This window comes from Pedobacter rhodius, assembly GCF_027213645.1.
GTDB classification, from domain to species: Bacteria; Bacteroidota; Bacteroidia; order Sphingobacteriales; family Sphingobacteriaceae; genus Pedobacter; species Pedobacter rhodius.
This window is the reverse complement of the sequence record NZ_JAPWGL010000005.1, coordinates 149,227-167,610: the sequence shown is the minus strand read 5'-3', so window position 1 is coordinate 167,610 and position 18,384 is coordinate 149,227. Positions and strand designations below refer to the sequence as shown.

The following is an 18,384-nucleotide window of genomic DNA, read 5'->3' as shown; positions in this document are numbered from 1 at the left end:
CAATTAGCGGCACCCTAATTAGCTAGAAATTTTCTGTTTATGCGCTTTTTCAGCGGAAGAAGTTGCCTCAAATAAGGGGTAGAAGATTATGAGTCTTCTAGCTTAACCGCCCTTATATAAGGCAAAATGTGCTTTCCCGACTTACAGAAGCAAATCAAAACCTAGTCCAAACCGGAATCCCGGTGTAGCCGCAAAAGGCTGGTCAGTTTAGAAAAAGGAAAAGCAAGTTAAAGATTGGTATTCTTTCCCTTGCTTATGACCTGGTTAAAAATTGGGCTTACGCCGCAACCTTTGATAAAAAATAAAGTTGAACAGATATCGCAAATTTACATTTGGCAGTATGCTTTCTTCTGTGAAAGATTTACCGGCCATCCGGATCATCTTCTGATGTACAGTATGTATATTCACCCAGGTGCATAATTGGTATTGCACCATCCCGTCCCGGCGCCCAAACGGGAAGTTCAGAACCATTTGGATTTCCGGAATGAAGGAAATTGAGTAAATAGTCCTGCATCAAAGCTGACAATGATTCTGCTTTCGACATGTCAAGTCCAGACAGCATTGGTCCTTTATCAGACGTTTTGAAATTCCCCAGCCAAAACGGGATGTCAAAACAGTGGCAGGCGCCAAGATTAGGCTGCGCAGACTGGTATTCGAACTGGTAGGTGTAAACGGAACCGCCATTCCGACTGAAAATCCTGGCTGCACGGATTGCGCCTCGTTTGATTAAACTATCTGTTACCAGCTCAACAAGTGCAGCGTAAGGCGTGCCCGAAAGCCGTTTTCTTATTGAACGTTGGTAACGCAGCGCGCCATTTGTACCATAAAAGTCTTTATACCTTTCCAGCACTTTATCCTCCGGCGTGTTTACAAGGTGCGGATCACTTGCAAAGAACGCGCCCAGTTCCTCACGTGTCCAGCCAATTATTAAGGGTTTAGGTGCAAAATGCTTTGCTGCATCGGCAAGATCTGTCGGAAGTTTCCCGTCCTGCATCGGATAAGCAGCCAAAGCAATTGAACCGTACGAAGCTTTAGAGGCAACCAATTTCCCCTGGGCAATTAATAAATCGTTTACCGGTAAATCTCCGAGTTCACGGGCAGGATCAGTAATACCGGCGATGGCGCAGAATTCGTTGGTTTGTGCTAAAGCCTCACCGGCCGGCATCGGTTTGAGTGCAGGCGAGCTTATAACCACTGCACCACTAATAACATTGGCCGTAGCGGTCATTCCAATCAGCAACTGGCTGTACCATCCGCCGGCTGATTGTCCGCCCACAACTATCGAACCGGGATCGCCCCCGAAATTATGAATGTTCCGTTTAACCCAGAACAGCGCTGCTTCCAGATCCCTGACCGCGTAATTACCTTCCGAAAAACCAGGCAGATAGAGGTTACCCAAAATACCGAGGCGGTAATTGACTGTAACAACTACACATCGTCCCCTAGAGGCTAAGGGTGCGCCGCTATAATTTTGGAGCGCACCGCCGCCGGTTATAAACCCGCCACCATGTATCCAAAACAATACCGGAAGGTTACCTTTAACATCAGGTGTATAAATATTTAAGCGGAAAGCATCTTCCGATTGTTCAAGCCCCGCTGAATACGCACCCTGAACGAAGTCTAAACGGCTCGGTAGCTGAGGGAAAATGGGTCCCGGACGAGAGCAGTCTCTCGTTTCCGACCATTTGCGCGGAGGTTTTGCATCTTTGAAACGGCCACCATTTTCCGCATAAGGGATGTCCAGAAAATTCATAACCCCGTCTATAACAGTTCCCATTAATGGACCCTGTTCACATACTGCATTTACTTGATTTTTCATAAATTTTATTTTAATAACTGATAAAAGATTAAACCTGTGTCGAAAAGACAACAATATTCATATGCTCATCATGTCATATGATGACACAAAATTAGAAATCAAAATTTAAATAGTTGTATTTATTACCGTCACAAAAAGGTCATTAAACGATGCACCTATTGGAAGGACCTATATTATTCACCCGTATATCTTGCTGAGGTAATTATTTTGTCATATTCCATTTAATAATTCACAGATAAAATATATATTAGGATATTTGAGTCATCAGATGACACAATCATAACATGACAAAAATAATTAATCGAAAAAGCCTGGCAGAAGAAGTTGCTGCAAGTTTACAGGAACAAATCCAGGACAACACGTATAAAATAAATGAGAAGCTGCCTATTGAACCAGAACTGATGAAAATATTTGGTGTGGGAAGATCGACGCTCCGCGAAGCCTTACGGATCCTGGAAAATTCGGGGACGATTATGGTGAGGCACGGTGTTGGCGCATTTGTGACTTCTCAAACATCAATAGCTGCTCCTTTATCTAAACAGCTTATGGATGCCAGCCCGTCGGAGGTAAAAGAGGTTAGGGAAATCCTGGAACTTAAGATTGTTGAAAAAGCAGCCCTTAACAGAACGGATTCTGATATTAAATCCCTAAAAGAATTTCTTAAAAAAAGAAATAATGCGGCAGATTCCGGTAATTTTAAAGAATGGGTGGAAGCAGACGTTAATTTCCACATTGCGATAGCCCAGGCCAGCAAAAACAGGGTACTTACCGATTTGTATAAGACATTTGCAGAACAACAACTTAAAAAATCGATAACTGCAACAGCAGAAGTTCCTGCGGTAATGAACCGTTTCACTTTTGTACATATTGAGCTTCTGGAATCCATCATCAATCAGCAACCGGAATCTGCTAAAAAACTGATAGCAGAAATGAACAAACAGCTGTAATTAATTAAATGAATAATCAGTTTAAGCACCCTTAAATATGAAAACAGCATTTTTATTCCCCGGACAGAGTTCGCAGCAGCCAGGGATGCTCAGTACATTGCCGGTTGATAATCCCGAAGTTGCACCATTTATTCAGGCTGCTGAGCATATATTAGGACGGAAGATTTCAACGATAGATACTGATGCGGCGCTCTTTTCAACAGTTAACGTTCAGTTAGCCCTGCTTATCTCCGGCGTGATTTCTGCAAAAAGGATTCTGGCAGGAGGGGTCCATGCCGACTTCGTCGCCGGGCATTCTATAGGCGCTTTTTCTGCCGCAGTAATTAGTGGTGTTATCCGCTTCGACCAGGCAATAAAACTTGTCGACACCAGAGCCAGGCTTATGGAGCAGGCTTTTCCAAGCGGTTACGGAATGGCCGCGCTGCTTGGGTTTACCCAAAACAGGCTGCTTCCCTACCTTGAAATACACAACAAAAAACATGCTGCGGTATACCTATCCAACATCAATGCTAAAGATCAACTTGTTGTATCGGGTGAGCTCAACAGTTTGACAGCATTAATCGGGGAACTTCAAAAAGCAGGGATACAAAAGACTAAGATACTCGACGTAAGTGTTCCTTCGCATTGCAGGTTATTAAGCGGAATATCAGATGTACTTAAAAAACAGCTTGGAGAAATGGAGCTGAAAGCACCCTTAATACCCTTTGCATCAAATACAACAGGAAGGTTATTAAAAACAGCTGAGGCAATCAGCGCCGACCTATCCGCCAGCATCTCTTCTCCTGTACAATGGTATGATGCCACTACATTAATCTATGAAATGGGCGCCAGAATATTTGTCGAAATGGAGCCTTCGGGGGTGCTTTCAAAAATTGCAACAGCGACCTTCCCGGAAGCAAAAGTGATAAGCGCAAATGAAGACCAGCTAAGTCAATTGGTTGATTTATGGAAAATTTACCAGGAAGCGCATGTCAGCTAACTGAAGCGGAAACGCAGGCAATAATTAAATCTTTGGAGGCGAATACGATAAAAGAATGCAAAGTTGGTTTACGATACCAGAATTAAAATAAAATGGAACTGAGGCCGCATGACTTAATCCGGATTGATCAGCTGCAGAATCTTGTAACTGATCTTCAAATACCCCTCTGGGCAAAAGAGGCGATGCTTATTGCGCCGTATGTGGTTGTGCGCCGTGCGGCATGGCGGAATGAACTGATACCGGTAGGCTTAAGGGGAGGTAAACGTGGTGAAAGACTGGCAGCCTGGCTAAAATTTTCGGATGTATGCGAAATCATAACGCCTGAGCAGCTCGTTTACCCGGAAAACTGGAAGATCTCCGAATCAGATTTAAGCGATCCGATAGTATCATTAAAAAAAATCACAGGAATTCTAAAATCGGAAGATTTCCACTGGGGCCCAACAGGGAGCGCAGGATTTGAACTGGCCACGGGTATAAAAACGCTTACATCTAATAGTGATCTCGACCTCGTTCTCAGGGTCAGCAAACCTTTATCGTTAAAACTCGCCGCTTCGCTGCTCTCCCATCTGAACCGGGAATCTTTAGTTCGGTTAGATATCCAGCTGGATACCCCGAAAGGCGGCGTTTCGCTGTCTGAATATGTCGGATCGCCAACAGTACTTGTGAAAACCAGTCGTGGCCCGGTAATTATCAAAAGCGATGCGCTGTGGGCAGAGGAGAAAAGCTAAAAGCAATGCTTAACATTTGCAAGTATCCGGATTGAAATTCCATCAGTAAATTTTTTCTGAGAAATCAATCTATCAAATTAAATTGCAAGGCCATTCCTGTACTTTTCTTTAAAACTTATCGAGAATTTAGCTTTAGCATTGCAGTTAGGTTAACATCGTATCCGTTCATATCTACGATTACGCAGTTTTTTTTAAAAAACCTGCTAAACATCTGCGTAAATCAGCCCTCCTTACAGAAGCGCCGATCATATATTTACATGCATTAGCAGGGATATAAGCCTTCGGGTAAAGACTTACAACCGTTTAAACTATTTTAGAACCATAACCACCGTAAATAACCTTTGTCCGTGCGATGCCTTATGTGCTAAAGACAGGAATCTTGGTAAATACCCGCAAAAACTTAGCTATTTATCCAAGCACATCTTGTTCCCAGTCGCCAAATTTTCCATTTCTAAAATCCTGATAGGCCTGGTTTATCTGCTCAACAGTATTCATTACAAACGGACCCCTTGCAACAACAGGTTCACGAAGTTTTTTACCTGCAATTAGCAAAACCTTCAGATTTCCTTTTGCCTTAATTGAAACCTCACTTTCTGCTGTAACGGATTCCGTAAGCCACAGTACTTCTTTAGCCTCGCCCTTAACAGCGCTGCAACCAAATTCACCCTCACCTTCAATTACAAATAAAAAACCGTTATAATCCGCCGGCAGTTTTTGGAGGGTCTGATAACCTGCTTCAAGATTAATCTCCAGCATCGTAACGGGCACATGATTACGCACCAGAGCGGTAACGCCATGAGAACTTCCGGAGATAACAAAAATTTCCACCCCTTCCTCCTTTACGACAGGCGTTCTGCTTCTTAAAATATCCTGGTAGCTTGATTCAACCATTTTAGATTCGGCCGGAAGATTAACCCAAAGCTGAAGCGAGTGCGCTGTTTTACCTGCAGGCGCTTCTTCGAGATGGAGTACCCCCCGACCTGCAGTGAGCCACTGTGCATCTCCTTTTCTTAAAGTACCTCTCCCGCCCTTATTGTCAAAATGTTCCATTTCACCATCTATAATATAGGTTACTGTTTCTATTCCCCTGTGCGGATGATGGTCAAAGGCACCATTTTTCATTACATCTTCAGCCATTATTAAAAAAGGATCAGATGCTTCCCAGTTACCTGCAGGTATCACCATACCTGAAGTATGGATTGCTGAATGTTCATGATATTCTACGCCCCATTTTTTGAGGATGTCCCGATATACAATCTTATTTGTTTCCATATAATTTGAAATTTAATTAATAGTTTGAACCCGGTGTTAGGCTTATCCATCTTGAACAAGACTGCATCCAAATTAAGCACAAGAAGAATAAAGCGCTGATGAAGAATGATTTGCAGTATTGGCAGGATGATGAGCTAAAAAAGATTCCTTTAATATTTACTCGCTGGCGGGTTTTAACAGTTTTCCGGTAACCAGTCTGTTAATGGTGAGGTAAGATGTGACCGCGATCATCAGCACAAGGCCTACAAAAAGTCCGGTTGCCATAAACTTAACCATAACATCCTGGCCCACAATCGCATACCGGAAGGCTGAATTTGTTAAAGCACCGGTAGCGAAACAGGCGCCCCACCAGGATATCATAAAATGAAGGCCTTTTTTGAAGACCGAAAAGAACAGAACGGCATAAACAAAAAAACCAAAGTAAAACATAACAGTACCGAAAAGATCGATATATGAAACTATATTCAGGTAACATATAAATCCCACCGTAAAGGGTGCAGACATTAGTAAAAGCGTTGGTACTAAAAATTCGATAACCGGCGACCTGTGTATCAGCCTGTAGGTGATTACAATAAAAAATACAAATACATATGCAATGCCTACCGAAAACAAAATCACATCGAATTTATTGCCGAACCAGCCAAACCCCATCGTATCGCCAGATGTAGCTGCATTCAGCACAGTAAGACCGGGAATTAAAATAGGCGGCACGGTATCCAGTACATTAAGTGCCCCCTTATAGAGCCTTGAAGTTAGCGTACAAAGAAAAACCAGTCCGCCAACAGTTCCGGCGAGCCATGTGATACGGGCGAACAAAATTGAGTGCGGAGCTGCCAGGCCGGCGAGGAGAACGGCAGAAATAAAGAATGTACCCAGGAAATTACCTGTTACCGGATGCTTTAGTTCTTCCCGGACGGCTGATGGAAACAGCAGAAATTTTATAAAATAAAAAATCGTCAGCAATACAAATACGGTCCATCCCAAAACAGCGACAGCTGTTGCATAAAAGGTGTGGAAATTATACAATGCCGCAAGCTGTTTCAAGGCTATTGCCAAACCTGCGTAAGCTACCGTAGACCCGAACAAGCCTACAGGTAGATATTGAACAACATTTTTTCTCAGTTCATTCCCGTTTTTTTTTCCGAGACTATTTTCATCGATAATAATCATATGAGCTAAGTGTTTGGATTGGTTTAAAATCTGATCTGTAATTGTGTGATGAATCTGGATGCATCATAAAGGCTAGAGTTTTCAACATTATGATCGTACCTGTCCAGTACGGCACCAACCTGGAGCCTCAATGCGCTCTGTGCTGCGAAATCAATTCCAAACATCGGTACATATTGCTGGTGGACATTTCCATGCTGCCTGACGCTGGGGTTAAGATATTCATATTTGAATGAGGCTTCGAGGCCTTTTACCGTTGAACCTTTGAGCTCATAAAACAGGCTTGGCAGGACATATAAGCCTTGCAACTGATAGTCGCCTATCTTTTTCCCCGGAATAGCCTCACTAAAAAAGAGGCTTTGATTACTGCCCTGCTTATACTCCGTAACCACATCAATGCGTAACCTTTGATCAATCTGCTTTTTATAATAAACATCTACGCCCCAAACAGAGATGCGGTTACCATACTCTTTACCCAGTCCGCCATTGAGGCCCACCTGAAAATCAGGGTTAAAATCGAGCTCTACCCTGGCAGGGAATTGTTTCCCGTTATCATTGTCTGTAAAACCGTTACGCCTGTTCCCGTTGTAAATACCTATATAGTACTTTACAGGAAAAGCCATATCTTTCAGTACCCCTGCAACGCTTATGCCCATCTGATAGTTCATCCATCCATTTTCGTCGAAAACCGTATATTGGTTTGAGTAATCAAATGATTTCAGGAAATCGGTTGAAATATCATCTTCTCGCCCGAAATAAGGCCGGAAAAGCCCCATTCTTATATTCAGGTAAGGATTAAAATGATAAGTTGCATAGGCATATTCAAGTACTTTGCCTTGCGGATTTTTAGAAAAATCTGCAAAATTAGCCCTAAAATATACATCCAGCTTGCTGGTAACATCTCCTGACACCGCTAATCGTGCCTGCGGAACATTGAAAGCATTGTTGGCATAACCTGTGATGCCTGCAGCATGCTCTATCCCGTCGATATCGATGTTTTTATCAAAAGAAGAAACAAATCTCGAGCGTATCAAACCGGATAACCGGAGTCCTTTAAGGAAACCCCCTAAGGGGTTGGAAACGGTATCCGCAACATTAGGGGAAGAAATACCGGTCTGCCCCTTTGCCATCAATACCGATGATACGAGCAGGATCAGGAGTATGGTTTTAAACCCTTTATAATTTTTATTTTTTAGCCACATAACATGATTTTGTTAATTAATTTTTTCGAAACAGAATGAAAGGATGAGGTTATCCGTAGAACAGCGCTTTCCGGACTATCCTTGTTGGCGTACATCCGGCTGGTACGCGATCAGGTATTGAAAGGTTTAAAATCGGATGCGCGAATTTCAGTTTATCCGATTCTAAACCTGAACCGTTCCATACAAGGGGTTTAATGCCACTGTTCTGCGAGTTTCGTTCTTACTTTAATCGAACTCACCCTACCCTGCGTAATTGCTGGTTGTGTTTTTAAGCGTTGTCCTAAAGTAAAATCGCCGTCTTTTATCGCTTTAGCAAGTTCTTTGGATACCAATGCGACGTCGGCAACGGTTGGACTATCAGCGTTTCCGATCTTGATAAGAAGATCAAGTGCACCAAGAGAATAATAATTATGGATATCGTAGGCCATTGCCGGAACTTTCTTTGTTGCTTCCTCAAGTTCGGCAATTGTTCTTTTGGTAATTCTTGCGGCCGATTGTTTTGACATTGCCTGTACATTAATATCTTTATCATCAAGGGCAATCAGGCGGCTGGACTGTAACCCATGGGCAAGAAATGCCCCGGAAATTGCATTTCCAACAATCAATCCGGTAACTTTATGCCCCCTTAATCTGGCCGTTGCATATGCATCAGCACTGGCTGCACAGGCATAATGTATACCCATCAATTCTTCATTATATCCATAGGCCTGGCTTGGCACATCGATTACAGCTACGATATTCCGCTTAACTTCTTTATTCGCATCTTCCTGAATCACCTGCTGTATGTATTTCGCAAGTACCCATCCTTCCTGAAGACCAACTTCTCCATTTACAGCACGGCGATAGCGGTTTTTGGCATTGGGAACAACGGCAATAAACCTTGTTGCTTGTCCGTTAAATTCTTTGTCTGCAACCAGTACACCTGGGAAGTCGCTTAAAGATGCCGAACTATCCGTAAGCGCGGCAAACCAGGTACGTCCCCGGCTTGGTGTTTTCGCATCTTCAATTTCCGGAACTTCTTTCGATGGATTATTCATAAATCGTACGATATCTTCCCGGCTGGCTTTAACATTCGGGTCGAGCTGGTTAACGGCCGATAGATATTTTTCCACCTGGTGAGTACGAGGAACCGGCCTTTCGCTATCGATTGCAAATTGTACAGCGTTTTTAAATGCTGAAATATCATCTGAAACGAGCTGATCGACAAGACCGGTCTCATAACGGGCGGTGCCCCCGATGGTATCCCAGATGAGTCTGCGATCTCGGGAATTAAATTCCTTGATACCCGCTTCCTGTTCAATCACTTCAGGTCCGTTAAGGCCGAACCTGGCAACATCGGTCATAATCAGATTTGAACACAGTGCAGCAGTGATCGACATTCCGCCAAAGCTTCCCACATTGCCGGGGATGAGGCCGATAACAGGAACATAGTCACGCAAGGCAACAATGGCCGACTGAATTTCGGAAATCAAAAGCAATCCGTAATTTGCTTCCTGCAACCGTACACCACCAGTATCGAAAATGATAATCGGTATGACTTTTTTCCCGTTTTTGTTATCAGTAAGGATATGCTCCAATGAAGCAGCAAGCTTTGTTCCGCATACTTCGCCAATACCACCGCCCTGAAAAGCACCTTCAATGGAAAGCACTACGGCATCGGTACCTGAAAAAGTACCTCTTGCAATAACGACCCCATCATCACTTTCGGGAACGATACCCTGAGGTGCCAGGTGTGGAGATTCCATTCTATCGAATGGTCCTAATAATTCGTTGAAACTATTTTTATCCAGAAGAGCAAGGGCACGTTCGCGGCCCTTTAACTCAATAAAACTTGTGTGCATCATATTATTTTTGATTTGCAATTTCCAGTACTTGTGCCAACCTGAGGTTAACCACCCCTGGTGTGGCGCCGAAGTCGTTAATTATAAATGTTGCCGATATGTCGTTTAATGAAATAAAGCGTTCAAATACCGCTTTCCATATTTCTTTAAATCCATCAGAGGAAGTCCTGACGATGAATTCTGCATGATTATCGGTTCTGGGTTCCAACAGGATTTCGAGATCTCCCGATCCAACGACACCGGTGTGTGCCCTTTGCTTAATTTCTTTACCCGCTGGGTATATAAATGAAAATGATTCCATAATGTTAAATTTTAAAATGTTGAGTAATTTTTTGAAGGAATATTCCGGCAGACAGCAGATCAGCACTCCCACCCGGAGAAATCCATTTCGCGGTGATGTATTCATCGAGTTTCAGATACAAAATCCAATTCTCCGCATGGCCGAGGCCACCATTTCTGATTATTAATGCTGCCTGCTGCTTAACAGCCCGAAGTACATCCATATTACTCCTGTGCAAAATGCAGGTATCATCAACAGAAGCCATTAATGTTAACAGTACATTCAGGCGAATAATATGTTCCGGTTCATTACAGTACTTCGCCCAGGCAGGCAGCGCAAGATTTCGTAGCGAAGGAAAACCTTCAATAGCTTCCTCCCTGGCACTCCTGACGCTGTATTTATTTCTTACTTTGCTGCCTTTAGTATATTGCAGAGGCATATACCGGTCGTTAAATGCTGCGATTTTACCTGCAGTATCCATTATCTGACCGGCTGTAACCACCTGGCCGGCTGCAACCGATAATAATGAGGCGGCTGCGCCGCAAAGAAGGCCTATGGCCCAGATTGCCCCCTTATGCGTGTTAACGTTTCCGGTAGCTTCCAGCATAGTTTGTTCACCATAACGCCCTATCGCAGCTAAACGTTCCCTGAGTTGTTGTGATGGTTGCTGACCAAAGGCCGCCATGGCCATTTCAAAAAATGAACTTTTCAGGGAAACTGCAGATTTCTCCATGAGCCCTATGTTAAGGTCGTTATGAGAACCATTGCCCACCGAGTCAACCAGCCCGGGTTTTGGGGTAAGCTGCGCTTCTTCTAACAATGCCTGTACGGCAAACTGAGAAAGCGTATCTGCTATTAAGATTTTTGATGAAACTAATTCGGCTACTTTCATATACTTATCATTATCAGATTATCGGATACCTTTATGGGTTAACTTACCAGTTTTTAAATTTTGCCGGTGGATTGTAAAGCCCCTCCGACCATTCGACAAGGTCTTTTACGTTTTTCGCTGCCAATAAAGAGCGTCTGGCTTCTGTACGCTGAATCCCGAGATCTTCCGGATAAGCAACAACTCCCCTTTCTCTCAGGGATTGGATAATTTTCGCGTTTGACGCCCTGCCGATTGGGGTAACACCCGCAACAGCACTTAAAGCCTGGCGGCGCTCTTCTTCCCCCTCAGCTTTATACACATAAGCAATCCCTTCCTCTGTTACAACATGTGTTACATCATCACCATAAATCATTACGGGTGCGGTAGCAAGATTTGCCTGTTTGGCCACCTCAAGCGCATCCAGCGAATCAACAAATACAGGTGTATTTCCATTCTGGAATGTTTCTACCGTTTGCACAACCAGCTTGCGCCCTTTGGCAAGCGGATCATCGGAGGTAATCATATCCAGCCAGGCCTGAGAAGAGTGCCTTCTGCCTTTAGGATCATGTCCCATATTCGGAGCGCCTCCAAACCCAGCCAGTCTGCCGGATACCACTGTTGAAGAGTTTGCATTTTTGTCTATTTGCAGTGTAGAACCAACAAACATATCTACCGCATACTGACCGGCAACCTGGGCAAAAGCCCGGTTCGACCTTAACGAGCCATCCCTGCCGGTAAAAAACACATCCGGCCTGGCGGCAACATATTGCTCCATCCCTACTTCACCGCCAAAACAGTGTATTGTTTCTACCCAACCCGATTCAATTGCAGGAATTAGTGTCGGATGTGGATTCAAAACCCAGTTGGTGGCAATTTTTCCCCTTAAGCCAAGCTTTTCGGCATAGGTTGGTAATAAAAGTTCTATAGCAGCGGTATTAAAACCAATACCATGGTTGAGCGATTTTACCTGGTGTTTTTCATAAACCCCACGGATAGTCATCATACCTATCAGGATGTGGAGTTCGGTTATCATTTTAGGATCACGGGTAAAAAGTGCCTCCAGTTGATATGGCTTATCGGCCTCAACAACAACATCAACCCACGATCCCGGAATGTCGATCCTTGGCAGCTCATCAACAATTTCATTTACCTGCACAATGACAATACCATCCTTAAAAGCAGTTGCTTCAATAATTGCAGGCGTTTCCTCGGTATTTGGCCCGGTGTAAAGATTACCGGAACGGTCGGCTTTATCGGCCGCCACAAGTGCTACATTAGGAATCAGGTCGATAAACAAACGTCCGTATAGTTCAAGATAGGTATGTATTTCCCCGATTTTTAGGGTACCGTCTTCTATCATCTGTGATACCCGCAGACTTTGTGGCCCTGCAAAGGAGAAATCAATCTTTTCTGCGATGCCTTTTTCAAAAACATCGAGGTGTTCCGGGCGGGAAATGCTCGACATAATCATATGGAGTTTATTTACCCTTGAAGGACTCACCGCTGAAAGTGCTTCCGATAGAAATGATGCCTGTTTTTGATTATCACCTTCCAAAACAACCCGATCACCCGGCTGAAGCAGCAGTTCCAGGGCCTCAACAATATCCCTGTTTTTTAGTATTGCCCCGTTCATGAGGTGCGCAACACTTTTAAGTCTACGGGTTTTTTCATCCCGTTTTGTAGTCCATGATGTTCTAGACATTTTAACCTCCATTGTTTATTTAATAACTATAAATTTTTAAGAAATCAGCTCATCTGATGTCTTTAATTAAATTTTGTATTTCCGGAACACTGAATTGTTTCCTAAAACTGATTACAGCATGCCAAAATTCTGCTTTTCAAATACGCTACATTTAAAAACATTCATTTCAAATGCCAGAAAGGCGACATAACATTAAATCAAATGCAGCGAGCTACTAAACAATATTTTCATGATTGAAAATTCATATGCTCATCGTGTCATCTGATGATACAAAGGTAAAATGAAAAATTTATTATGCAAACAGGGAATTGTCTTAAATTTGTCAATTATTGAAATACGGGTTTTTCATCCCCAATATGGATGAAGTTATGCAGTTCGCTGAACCTGTTAGATAATCAGACCAGCACTAGTAGAACCCCATTTTAACTGAAACCAACAAACCTGTAAAGGGATAGCAGCATAAAAGTTAACCAGAGCTAAGTTGGATAAGCAGCTTCGTACAGAAGCTTAATTTTCTACCGCTGAAAAACTGTTGAATCCATAACTCGGTAAAAAAGGTCATCAGAAACCCGCTACTGCGGTCAGACTTGCGACACCTGCGCCGGAGCGACGTGCAAAGGCAGGTCCCTGATAAACATTTTTGAGCTTATTATTATTTGAGTTATATATGAGTGCTATTCTTAAAACGGATTTTATTTAAACTTGAGGTTCAGTGAAACAATGTTGGAAACCAGGCTTGTTAACCGTGAATAGTGGCCATACCTCAACTCGAGCATATTCAGCCGCTGCCATCCAAAAACACAATTTGGCGGAGCAAAACGGATACCTGCGCCATAAAAATCACTGGTTAACGTAGACAGATCATAATCACTGGTAAAATATTGTTCTGACGGTGAATGCTGGCCATAAGGTGCAAAATATCTGGTCCCGACCTGGTTATTATACCTGTAGAACGGACTTATAGAAAAGAAGGAATTGATCTTAACCGGTATTTCAAGCTCTGCTGTATGCGCCCTGATGCCCCAGTTATCCATATAATAACGGTAAAAAGTGCGGATTACAAAACGGTCGTCTAAAAAGTAGTTCATGCGCAGTCCAATCGGAAGCTTATAACGCTTATCGGGTAAGGTCTCCGAACGCAGGGACCCATCGGTAAAATAATCGCGCTGATACTTGGTGGCAAGCAAACCCTTTTGATAGGATGGCTCTAAAATAAGCGAAGCCTGAAATTTCTGGTTAATAACCTGGGCAAGCGAGAAAGATGCACTAAAGGAATTTCTCGGTGCCGTATCATATTGTTCTCCCCCCTTTCCGGTATTACCCGTTCGGAGTTCAATTGGCAGGATGACCGTCCACTGGTCTAAAAATGCCTGAAGTTTAAAATCAAACTGGGTATTTTTGTCTTTTGATAAGCGGGTTAAATTAAATGCTGCACCCATCGACTGGTAATCGAACTCTGTTGAATAAGAACCTGTAAAGCCAAATGAATTGCCGGTGTCTTCATTGGAGTGTGTCCAGTTTAACGAAGGATAAATACGGGTATCGGCTGAAGATGCTGAAGAAATCGTACTCGGGTCTATCTTATCTGAAGAAGCTGAAGTATAATGGTCAACACCAAGCTCAAACAGAAAAGTATTCTTCTTTCCGTTTTTGTTAAATTTCGATAGCTGCAAATCAATTGTATTTGCAAAATCGCTCAGTTTCTCGGTCCCGATGCCACCGGTAACAGCAGAATTATTACCATTCTGGTGATAATAGGCTGAAACCAGGTTGATCTCATCTATTTTGAGCTTGCGCGACTGGTATTTGCTGCTGTCTGCTTTTGCAGGTTCAGGTCTGGTTTGTGCATAGGTACTTAAAATACCGAAGTACATGAAAAGCACATGGAGGTATATTTTTCTCATTTTATGTTCCTAATTAGTTACATCCGCAACCACCACCGCTCTTGCCTCCATTGGCACCCGAAGCGCCCTCACGGTAAAGCTGAAAACTCTGTTCGAATTTCTGGGCCTTTCGGGCCGAAAGGATCATATCCGCATCGTTAAGTTTACTTTTCTGATAAGGCTTTACGCTGCTGCATGAGCTAAGCACAAGGCTAAAGGACATTGCGATCAGCATCGAGAGGATAAATTTTCTGGAAATCTTCATATTTATATCACATTAATATTGTTTGAGGTAAAAACCCGGTCATGATCATCAATCACAATACAGGCTACTTGTTTAATCTGGTTAATCAGCTCGAGCCCTACTTTTACGCCCATCACCACTACCGGCGTAGCAAGTGCGTCGGCCAGTTCAGCACTTGGACAGATGATGCTCACACTTTTGACACCGCTTACCGGCAGTCCGGTTTTTGGATCTATGGTATGGGAATAGCGCTTACCATTAATCGTAACAAATTTTTCGTAACTGCCTGAAGTGGCAATTGCCATATCGCTGATTTTCAGTGCAGAAAAAGGCCTGTCGGTTTGCTCAGGATCTGCAATGCCTACCGTCCACGGATAGCCGTTGTTTTGCGTTCCCCAGGTAATCAAATCGCCGGCGGCATTTACAATCCCGCTTTTAATACCATGGTTTTGCAGCGCTAACTTTGCTTTATCGGCCGCATAGCCTTTTCCAATCCCGCCAAAACCGATACGCATACCCTTATTTTTCAAAAAGACCGTTGATTCCTGTTTATTCAGGATAACATTCCGGTAATCGATGAGTCCGACAGATGCTAAGGCCTCCTCTTCGTCAGGCAGGCTGGTCATATTGAGATCAAAATTCCAAAGTCGCTTATCTATCGATCCGTAGGTAATATCAAAAGCACCATCGGTAATTTCTGATATCCTGACAGACCGTTCAATGAGGCTAACCACTTCTTCATCTACTTTTACGGGAGTCAAACCGGCTTGCCCGTTTATCAGGCTGGTCTGGCTAACCTCGCTGAAAGTGGTTAACAAGCGCTCTATCCTGCTCACTTCTTCTATCGCGGCATCTATCGCCAGGTTGCCTTCCTGCTCGTTTTCAGCAATTACTGTAAACTCAAAGCGGTTTCCCATGAGTTTTAGTAAACGGTTTACAGAAACAGCTTTACCCATCTTAACCTTATTTTTTTAATTTTTCAATTTCAGCAACAAAAGCCTGCGGGCTTTCATCAGGAAATCCGTCCCAGCTTTTCAGTACTTTTCCATTTTCATCAACCAGAACAGTATAAGGAAACTTGCCATCCCTATTGTATACTTCTGCCAATGATTCGTTGAGTTTGATTTGTTCTTTTGGAAGCTGATTTTTCTTTTGCCTTGGAAAATCTGCCCTCACAAGCAAAAGATTAGCCGCTGCATACGCCTCAAATTTTTCCGATTCCAGAATTTCCTTGCGCAACCTTATGCGTGTCCAAACAGGAAACCATCGACGCGGTTGTGCAAAGAAAAGTGCCAAAGGGCGATGTTTTTGAATTTGCCAGGGCCGCCGGTTTGTTCGGCGTGAAAAGAACCAGTGATATGATTCCCGATTGCCACCCGCTTCCTGTGGAATACACTGCGATAACCTTCGAAATCAACGGACTGGAAATCAACATCCTGGTCGAAGTCCATACCATTTACAAAACCGGCGTGGAGGTGGAAGCCATGCATGGCGCATCGGTTACCGCCTTAACGATGTACGACATGTTAAAGCCCATCGATAAGGGCATCGAAATCCGAAATATCAAACTGCTCGAAAAATCGGGTGGAAAATCTGATTTAAAAAACAAACAATTCCCTGAACTCAAGGCTGCCGTTGTGGTTTGCTCGGATTCCGTTTTTGAAAAGCAAAGTGAAGATCGTTCCGGGAAGACGGTAATTTCCAGGCTGGCACAATTGGGCATAGAAACCTTAAAATACGACATCGTTCCCGATGAGCTTTCAGCGATTAAAAAAGCAGCCACGGCATTATCAGGCGCCGAACACCAGCTTTTGATTTTTACAGGCGGTACCGGATTATCGCCCCGCGATGTGACGCCTGAAGCCATCTTGCCGTTATTAGACCGGCCAATTGATGGCATTATGGAAACCGCAAGGCGGTACGGACAGGAACGTATGCCTTATGCTATGCTCTCCAGAGGTGTTGCAGGCTTTATCGGCGAAACATTGGTTTTAACGCTTCCCGGTTCGAAAAACGGCGTTGAGGAAACGATGGATGCATTATTCCCACAGATACTGCATTTGTTTAAGGTTAATAAGGGTCAGAAACATTGATTTAAGTCCATTCTTGACCAACAAACATGTTAGCGGAAAAAATTTGATTAATTTTTATACAGAATGTACCATCTTCAATAGCAAAAAGTGCCCATTTTTAAAGTCGATTGGCATAAAATAATAAAATCGGATATCCTGGTTATAAATATCCGATTTTATCAGCAGGTGATCGACTAGCGCCTGAAATACCAGGTATTTACCGTAAGCGTTTGCTGATTTCTATATTGCACGGTATATGGTGCTGATAAACCTTTCTTAACCACATAGGCCTCGTAAAACATATCTGTAAGTGCCCAGTTGATAGTTGTGCTTCGTCCATTAGCTCCAATTGTGCTCCATGATTGTGCGCAAGGACCAAAAGTTGTGTACGGGACTGAATTTCCAAGATTATATTTCGCCCAATACTCCAATGTCCACATCAGGCGGTTGCCCCAGTGGCCAAAGAGATCAGTTCCCTGTTGCTCGCTGTTTGGGCAACTTCCCCAAATTAGCGATATTACCGAGTGAATGGGGCTGATCTCTGCCACTTTCTGCTGTTGTGCACCATTGGCACTCGCATTCCATAGGCTATTGCGTGCCAATGAAATACAGTCTCCTGTTCCCGCGGTAAATCGGTTAATCACCGTGTTATATGCAGCTTCATCATTGTAAAAAATAGTACATGCAATTCGACATTTAAGTCTCGCAGCCCCCTGATTGCCCTGAGCCGGTGTTCCACCTTCATCTAATAAACGTGCATTCATTTCTAAAATAATTTTCAATTACTGTAACGTTAGCTGCCGTTAATCCGCCGCTGGTAGGCCTCAAAATTTCTGCACCAGTTACTCCTTGTACGCCGTAATCACTGGCAGCAAGTGCTGATGTGCTTCCACTCCAGGTATTATGTGTACCGGCCCAGGCAAGTAAAATCTGCTTCGCTTTATTTGCATACGTAGCATTATTTGTCATATACCACATTATAGATTGATGCAGAACCGCAGCCATATCATTTTGGTAGGCTGAGAGATTTACATTTGGTTCTCGGCCTACTACCGCGAATGGCCCCTGCATCGTATATGTTAATGATGCTGTGCTACTTGCAGCAAACAAGTCATAACTGGCTTTCCAAGGAGCAGTAGTTCTGTGCGATTTCATAAATGCCAGGTCGGAAGCATTCCAGGTAATTCCAGGATGTACGAAAGTCATCGCCACATTCCATTGTGGCTGATTTGCAGTAATCGATGCTTTTAAAGCTTTAGTTTCATCAACAGTTTCTGTGGTTCGTTCTTTTGCACATGAAGAAACCACAATGCACACTGCTACAAAGAACTTACCGTGAGTTCTCATTTTTTTCAAATTCCCAATCATTTTATTTTG

18 protein-coding genes are annotated in these 18,384 nt (G+C 43.4%); 4 read left to right on the top strand and 14 right to left on the bottom strand.

Translation table 11 applies throughout. The annotated features are described in order from the left end of the window. Positions 1-361 precede the first annotated feature (361 nt). Positions 362-1,819, bottom strand: a complete 1,458-nt coding sequence (locus O0931_RS17440; protein ID WP_269416763.1) for a carboxylesterase family protein — start codon at positions 1,817-1,819, stop codon at positions 362-364. A 284-nt stretch (positions 1,820-2,103) separates the two neighbouring features. Between O0931_RS17440 and O0931_RS17435 the strand changes: the two genes are divergently transcribed. The 3 genes from O0931_RS17435 (at position 2,104) to O0931_RS17425 (ending at position 4,473) form a co-directional block, all read left to right on the top strand. Continuing rightward, positions 2,104-2,766, top strand: a complete 663-nt coding sequence (locus tag O0931_RS17435) for a FadR/GntR family transcriptional regulator (RefSeq protein WP_269416762.1) — start codon at positions 2,104-2,106, stop codon at positions 2,764-2,766. A gap of 37 nt (positions 2,767-2,803) precedes the next feature. Beyond that, positions 2,804-3,745 (top strand): ACP S-malonyltransferase, encoded by a 942-nt coding sequence (locus O0931_RS17430; protein ID WP_269416761.1) that lies wholly within the window; start codon positions 2,804-2,806, stop codon positions 3,743-3,745. Positions 3,746-3,837: 92 nt separating this feature from the next. Further along, complete coding sequence (locus O0931_RS17425; protein ID WP_269416760.1) at positions 3,838-4,473, top strand: malonate decarboxylase holo-ACP synthase; 636 nt, start codon at positions 3,838-3,840, stop codon at positions 4,471-4,473. Between the two features lie 408 nt (positions 4,474-4,881). Here O0931_RS17425 and O0931_RS17420 read toward each other — a convergent pair whose 3' ends face one another. From O0931_RS17420 to O0931_RS17370, 11 genes are all read right to left on the bottom strand, one after another. Further along, positions 4,882-5,745, bottom strand: coding sequence for a pirin family protein (locus O0931_RS17420; protein ID WP_269416759.1), 864 nt, complete (start codon positions 5,743-5,745; stop codon positions 4,882-4,884). A gap of 156 nt (positions 5,746-5,901) precedes the next feature. Next, positions 5,902-6,915: an SLAC1 family transporter gene (locus O0931_RS17415; RefSeq protein ID WP_269416758.1), complete on the bottom strand. Its 1,014-nt coding sequence runs from the start codon at positions 6,913-6,915 to the stop codon at positions 5,902-5,904. Positions 6,916-6,938: 23 nt separating this feature from the next. Then, the gene (locus tag O0931_RS17410) at positions 6,939-8,114 is read right to left on the bottom strand and encodes a porin (protein WP_269416757.1); all 1,176 of its coding nucleotides are present in this window, start codon (positions 8,112-8,114) and stop codon (positions 6,939-6,941) included. A gap of 191 nt (positions 8,115-8,305) precedes the next feature. Continuing rightward, on the bottom strand, positions 8,306-9,958 hold the full coding sequence (locus O0931_RS17405; protein ID WP_269416756.1) for a biotin-independent malonate decarboxylase subunit beta: 1,653 nt from the start codon (positions 9,956-9,958) through the stop codon (positions 8,306-8,308). Position 9,959: 1 nt separating this feature from the next. Then, positions 9,960-10,256: a malonate decarboxylase subunit delta gene (locus tag O0931_RS17400; protein WP_269416755.1), complete on the bottom strand. Its 297-nt coding sequence runs from the start codon at positions 10,254-10,256 to the stop codon at positions 9,960-9,962. A 4-nt stretch (positions 10,257-10,260) separates the two neighbouring features. After that, positions 10,261-11,127, bottom strand: coding sequence for a triphosphoribosyl-dephospho-CoA synthase (locus tag O0931_RS17395; protein WP_269416754.1), 867 nt, complete (start codon positions 11,125-11,127; stop codon positions 10,261-10,263). Between the two features lie 43 nt (positions 11,128-11,170). Further along, positions 11,171-12,808, bottom strand: coding sequence for a malonate decarboxylase subunit alpha (gene mdcA, locus O0931_RS17390; RefSeq protein WP_269416753.1), 1,638 nt, complete (start codon positions 12,806-12,808; stop codon positions 11,171-11,173). 692 nt (positions 12,809-13,500) lie between these two features. Beyond that, the gene (locus O0931_RS17385; protein ID WP_269416752.1) at positions 13,501-14,712 is read right to left on the bottom strand and encodes a DUF3570 domain-containing protein; all 1,212 of its coding nucleotides are present in this window, start codon (positions 14,710-14,712) and stop codon (positions 13,501-13,503) included. 13 nt (positions 14,713-14,725) lie between these two features. Then, complete coding sequence (locus O0931_RS17380) at positions 14,726-14,956, bottom strand: DUF4266 domain-containing protein (protein ID WP_269416751.1); 231 nt, start codon at positions 14,954-14,956, stop codon at positions 14,726-14,728. Positions 14,957-14,958: 2 nt separating this feature from the next. Further along, complete coding sequence (locus O0931_RS17375) at positions 14,959-15,891, bottom strand: FAD:protein FMN transferase (RefSeq protein ID WP_269416750.1); 933 nt, start codon at positions 15,889-15,891, stop codon at positions 14,959-14,961. 7 nt (positions 15,892-15,898) lie between these two features. Continuing rightward, positions 15,899-16,231 (bottom strand): hypothetical protein, encoded by a 333-nt coding sequence (locus tag O0931_RS17370; RefSeq protein WP_269416749.1) that lies wholly within the window; start codon positions 16,229-16,231, stop codon positions 15,899-15,901. Here O0931_RS17370 and moaCB point away from each other — a divergent pair. After that, positions 16,213-17,028 (top strand): bifunctional molybdenum cofactor biosynthesis protein MoaC/MoaB, encoded by an 816-nt coding sequence (moaCB, locus tag O0931_RS17365; RefSeq protein WP_269416748.1) that lies wholly within the window; start codon positions 16,213-16,215, stop codon positions 17,026-17,028. The genes O0931_RS17370 and moaCB overlap by 19 nt on opposite strands. Before the next feature lie 173 nt (positions 17,029-17,201). On the opposite strand, the gene O0931_RS17360 is transcribed toward moaCB, so the two are convergent. Both O0931_RS17360 and O0931_RS17355 read right to left on the bottom strand, forming a co-directional pair. Further along, positions 17,202-17,771 carry a hypothetical protein gene (locus O0931_RS17360; RefSeq protein WP_269416747.1) on the bottom strand — a complete coding sequence of 190 codons (570 nt, stop codon included), beginning with the start codon at positions 17,769-17,771 and terminating at the stop codon, positions 17,202-17,204. Next, positions 17,749-18,354: a hypothetical protein gene (locus O0931_RS17355; protein WP_269416746.1), complete on the bottom strand. Its 606-nt coding sequence runs from the start codon at positions 18,352-18,354 to the stop codon at positions 17,749-17,751. The genes O0931_RS17360 and O0931_RS17355 overlap by 23 nt, the downstream gene beginning before the upstream one ends. Positions 18,355-18,384: the final 30 nt, after the last annotated feature.

Bases quoted from the DNA above. Each gene is read 5' to 3' on its own strand.
- O0931_RS17410 (WP_269416757.1), bottom strand. From the start codon at position 8,114: ATGTGGCTAAAAAATAAAAATTATAAAGGGTTTAAAACCATACTCCTG.
- O0931_RS17425 (WP_269416760.1), top strand. From the start codon at position 3,838: ATGGAACTGAGGCCGCATGACTTAATCCGGATTGATCAGCTGCAGAAT.
- mdcA (WP_269416753.1), bottom strand. From the start codon at position 12,808: ATGTCTAGAACATCATGGACTACAAAACGGGATGAAAAAACCCGTAGA.
- O0931_RS17415 (WP_269416758.1), bottom strand. From the start codon at position 6,915: ATGATTATTATCGATGAAAATAGTCTCGGAAAAAAAAACGGGAATGAA.
- O0931_RS17395 (WP_269416754.1), bottom strand. From the start codon at position 11,127: ATGAAAGTAGCCGAATTAGTTTCATCAAAAATCTTAATAGCAGATACG.
- O0931_RS17375 (WP_269416750.1), bottom strand. From the start codon at position 15,891: ATGGGTAAAGCTGTTTCTGTAAACCGTTTACTAAAACTCATGGGAAAC.
- O0931_RS17380 (WP_269416751.1), bottom strand. From the start codon at position 14,956: ATGAAGATTTCCAGAAAATTTATCCTCTCGATGCTGATCGCAATGTCC.
- O0931_RS17355 (WP_269416746.1), bottom strand. From the start codon at position 18,354: ATGAGAACTCACGGTAAGTTCTTTGTAGCAGTGTGCATTGTGGTTTCT.
- O0931_RS17400 (WP_269416755.1), bottom strand. From the start codon at position 10,256: ATGGAATCATTTTCATTTATATACCCAGCGGGTAAAGAAATTAAGCAA.
- O0931_RS17440 (WP_269416763.1), bottom strand. From the start codon at position 1,819: ATGAAAAATCAAGTAAATGCAGTATGTGAACAGGGTCCATTAATGGGA.
- O0931_RS17430 (WP_269416761.1), top strand. From the start codon at position 2,804: ATGAAAACAGCATTTTTATTCCCCGGACAGAGTTCGCAGCAGCCAGGG.
- O0931_RS17420 (WP_269416759.1), bottom strand. From the start codon at position 5,745: ATGGAAACAAATAAGATTGTATATCGGGACATCCTCAAAAAATGGGGC.
- O0931_RS17360 (WP_269416747.1), bottom strand. From the start codon at position 17,771: ATGAATGCACGTTTATTAGATGAAGGTGGAACACCGGCTCAGGGCAAT.
- O0931_RS17385 (WP_269416752.1), bottom strand. From the start codon at position 14,712: ATGAGAAAAATATACCTCCATGTGCTTTTCATGTACTTCGGTATTTTA.
- O0931_RS17435 (WP_269416762.1), top strand. From the start codon at position 2,104: ATGACAAAAATAATTAATCGAAAAAGCCTGGCAGAAGAAGTTGCTGCA.
- O0931_RS17405 (WP_269416756.1), bottom strand. From the start codon at position 9,958: ATGATGCACACAAGTTTTATTGAGTTAAAGGGCCGCGAACGTGCCCTT.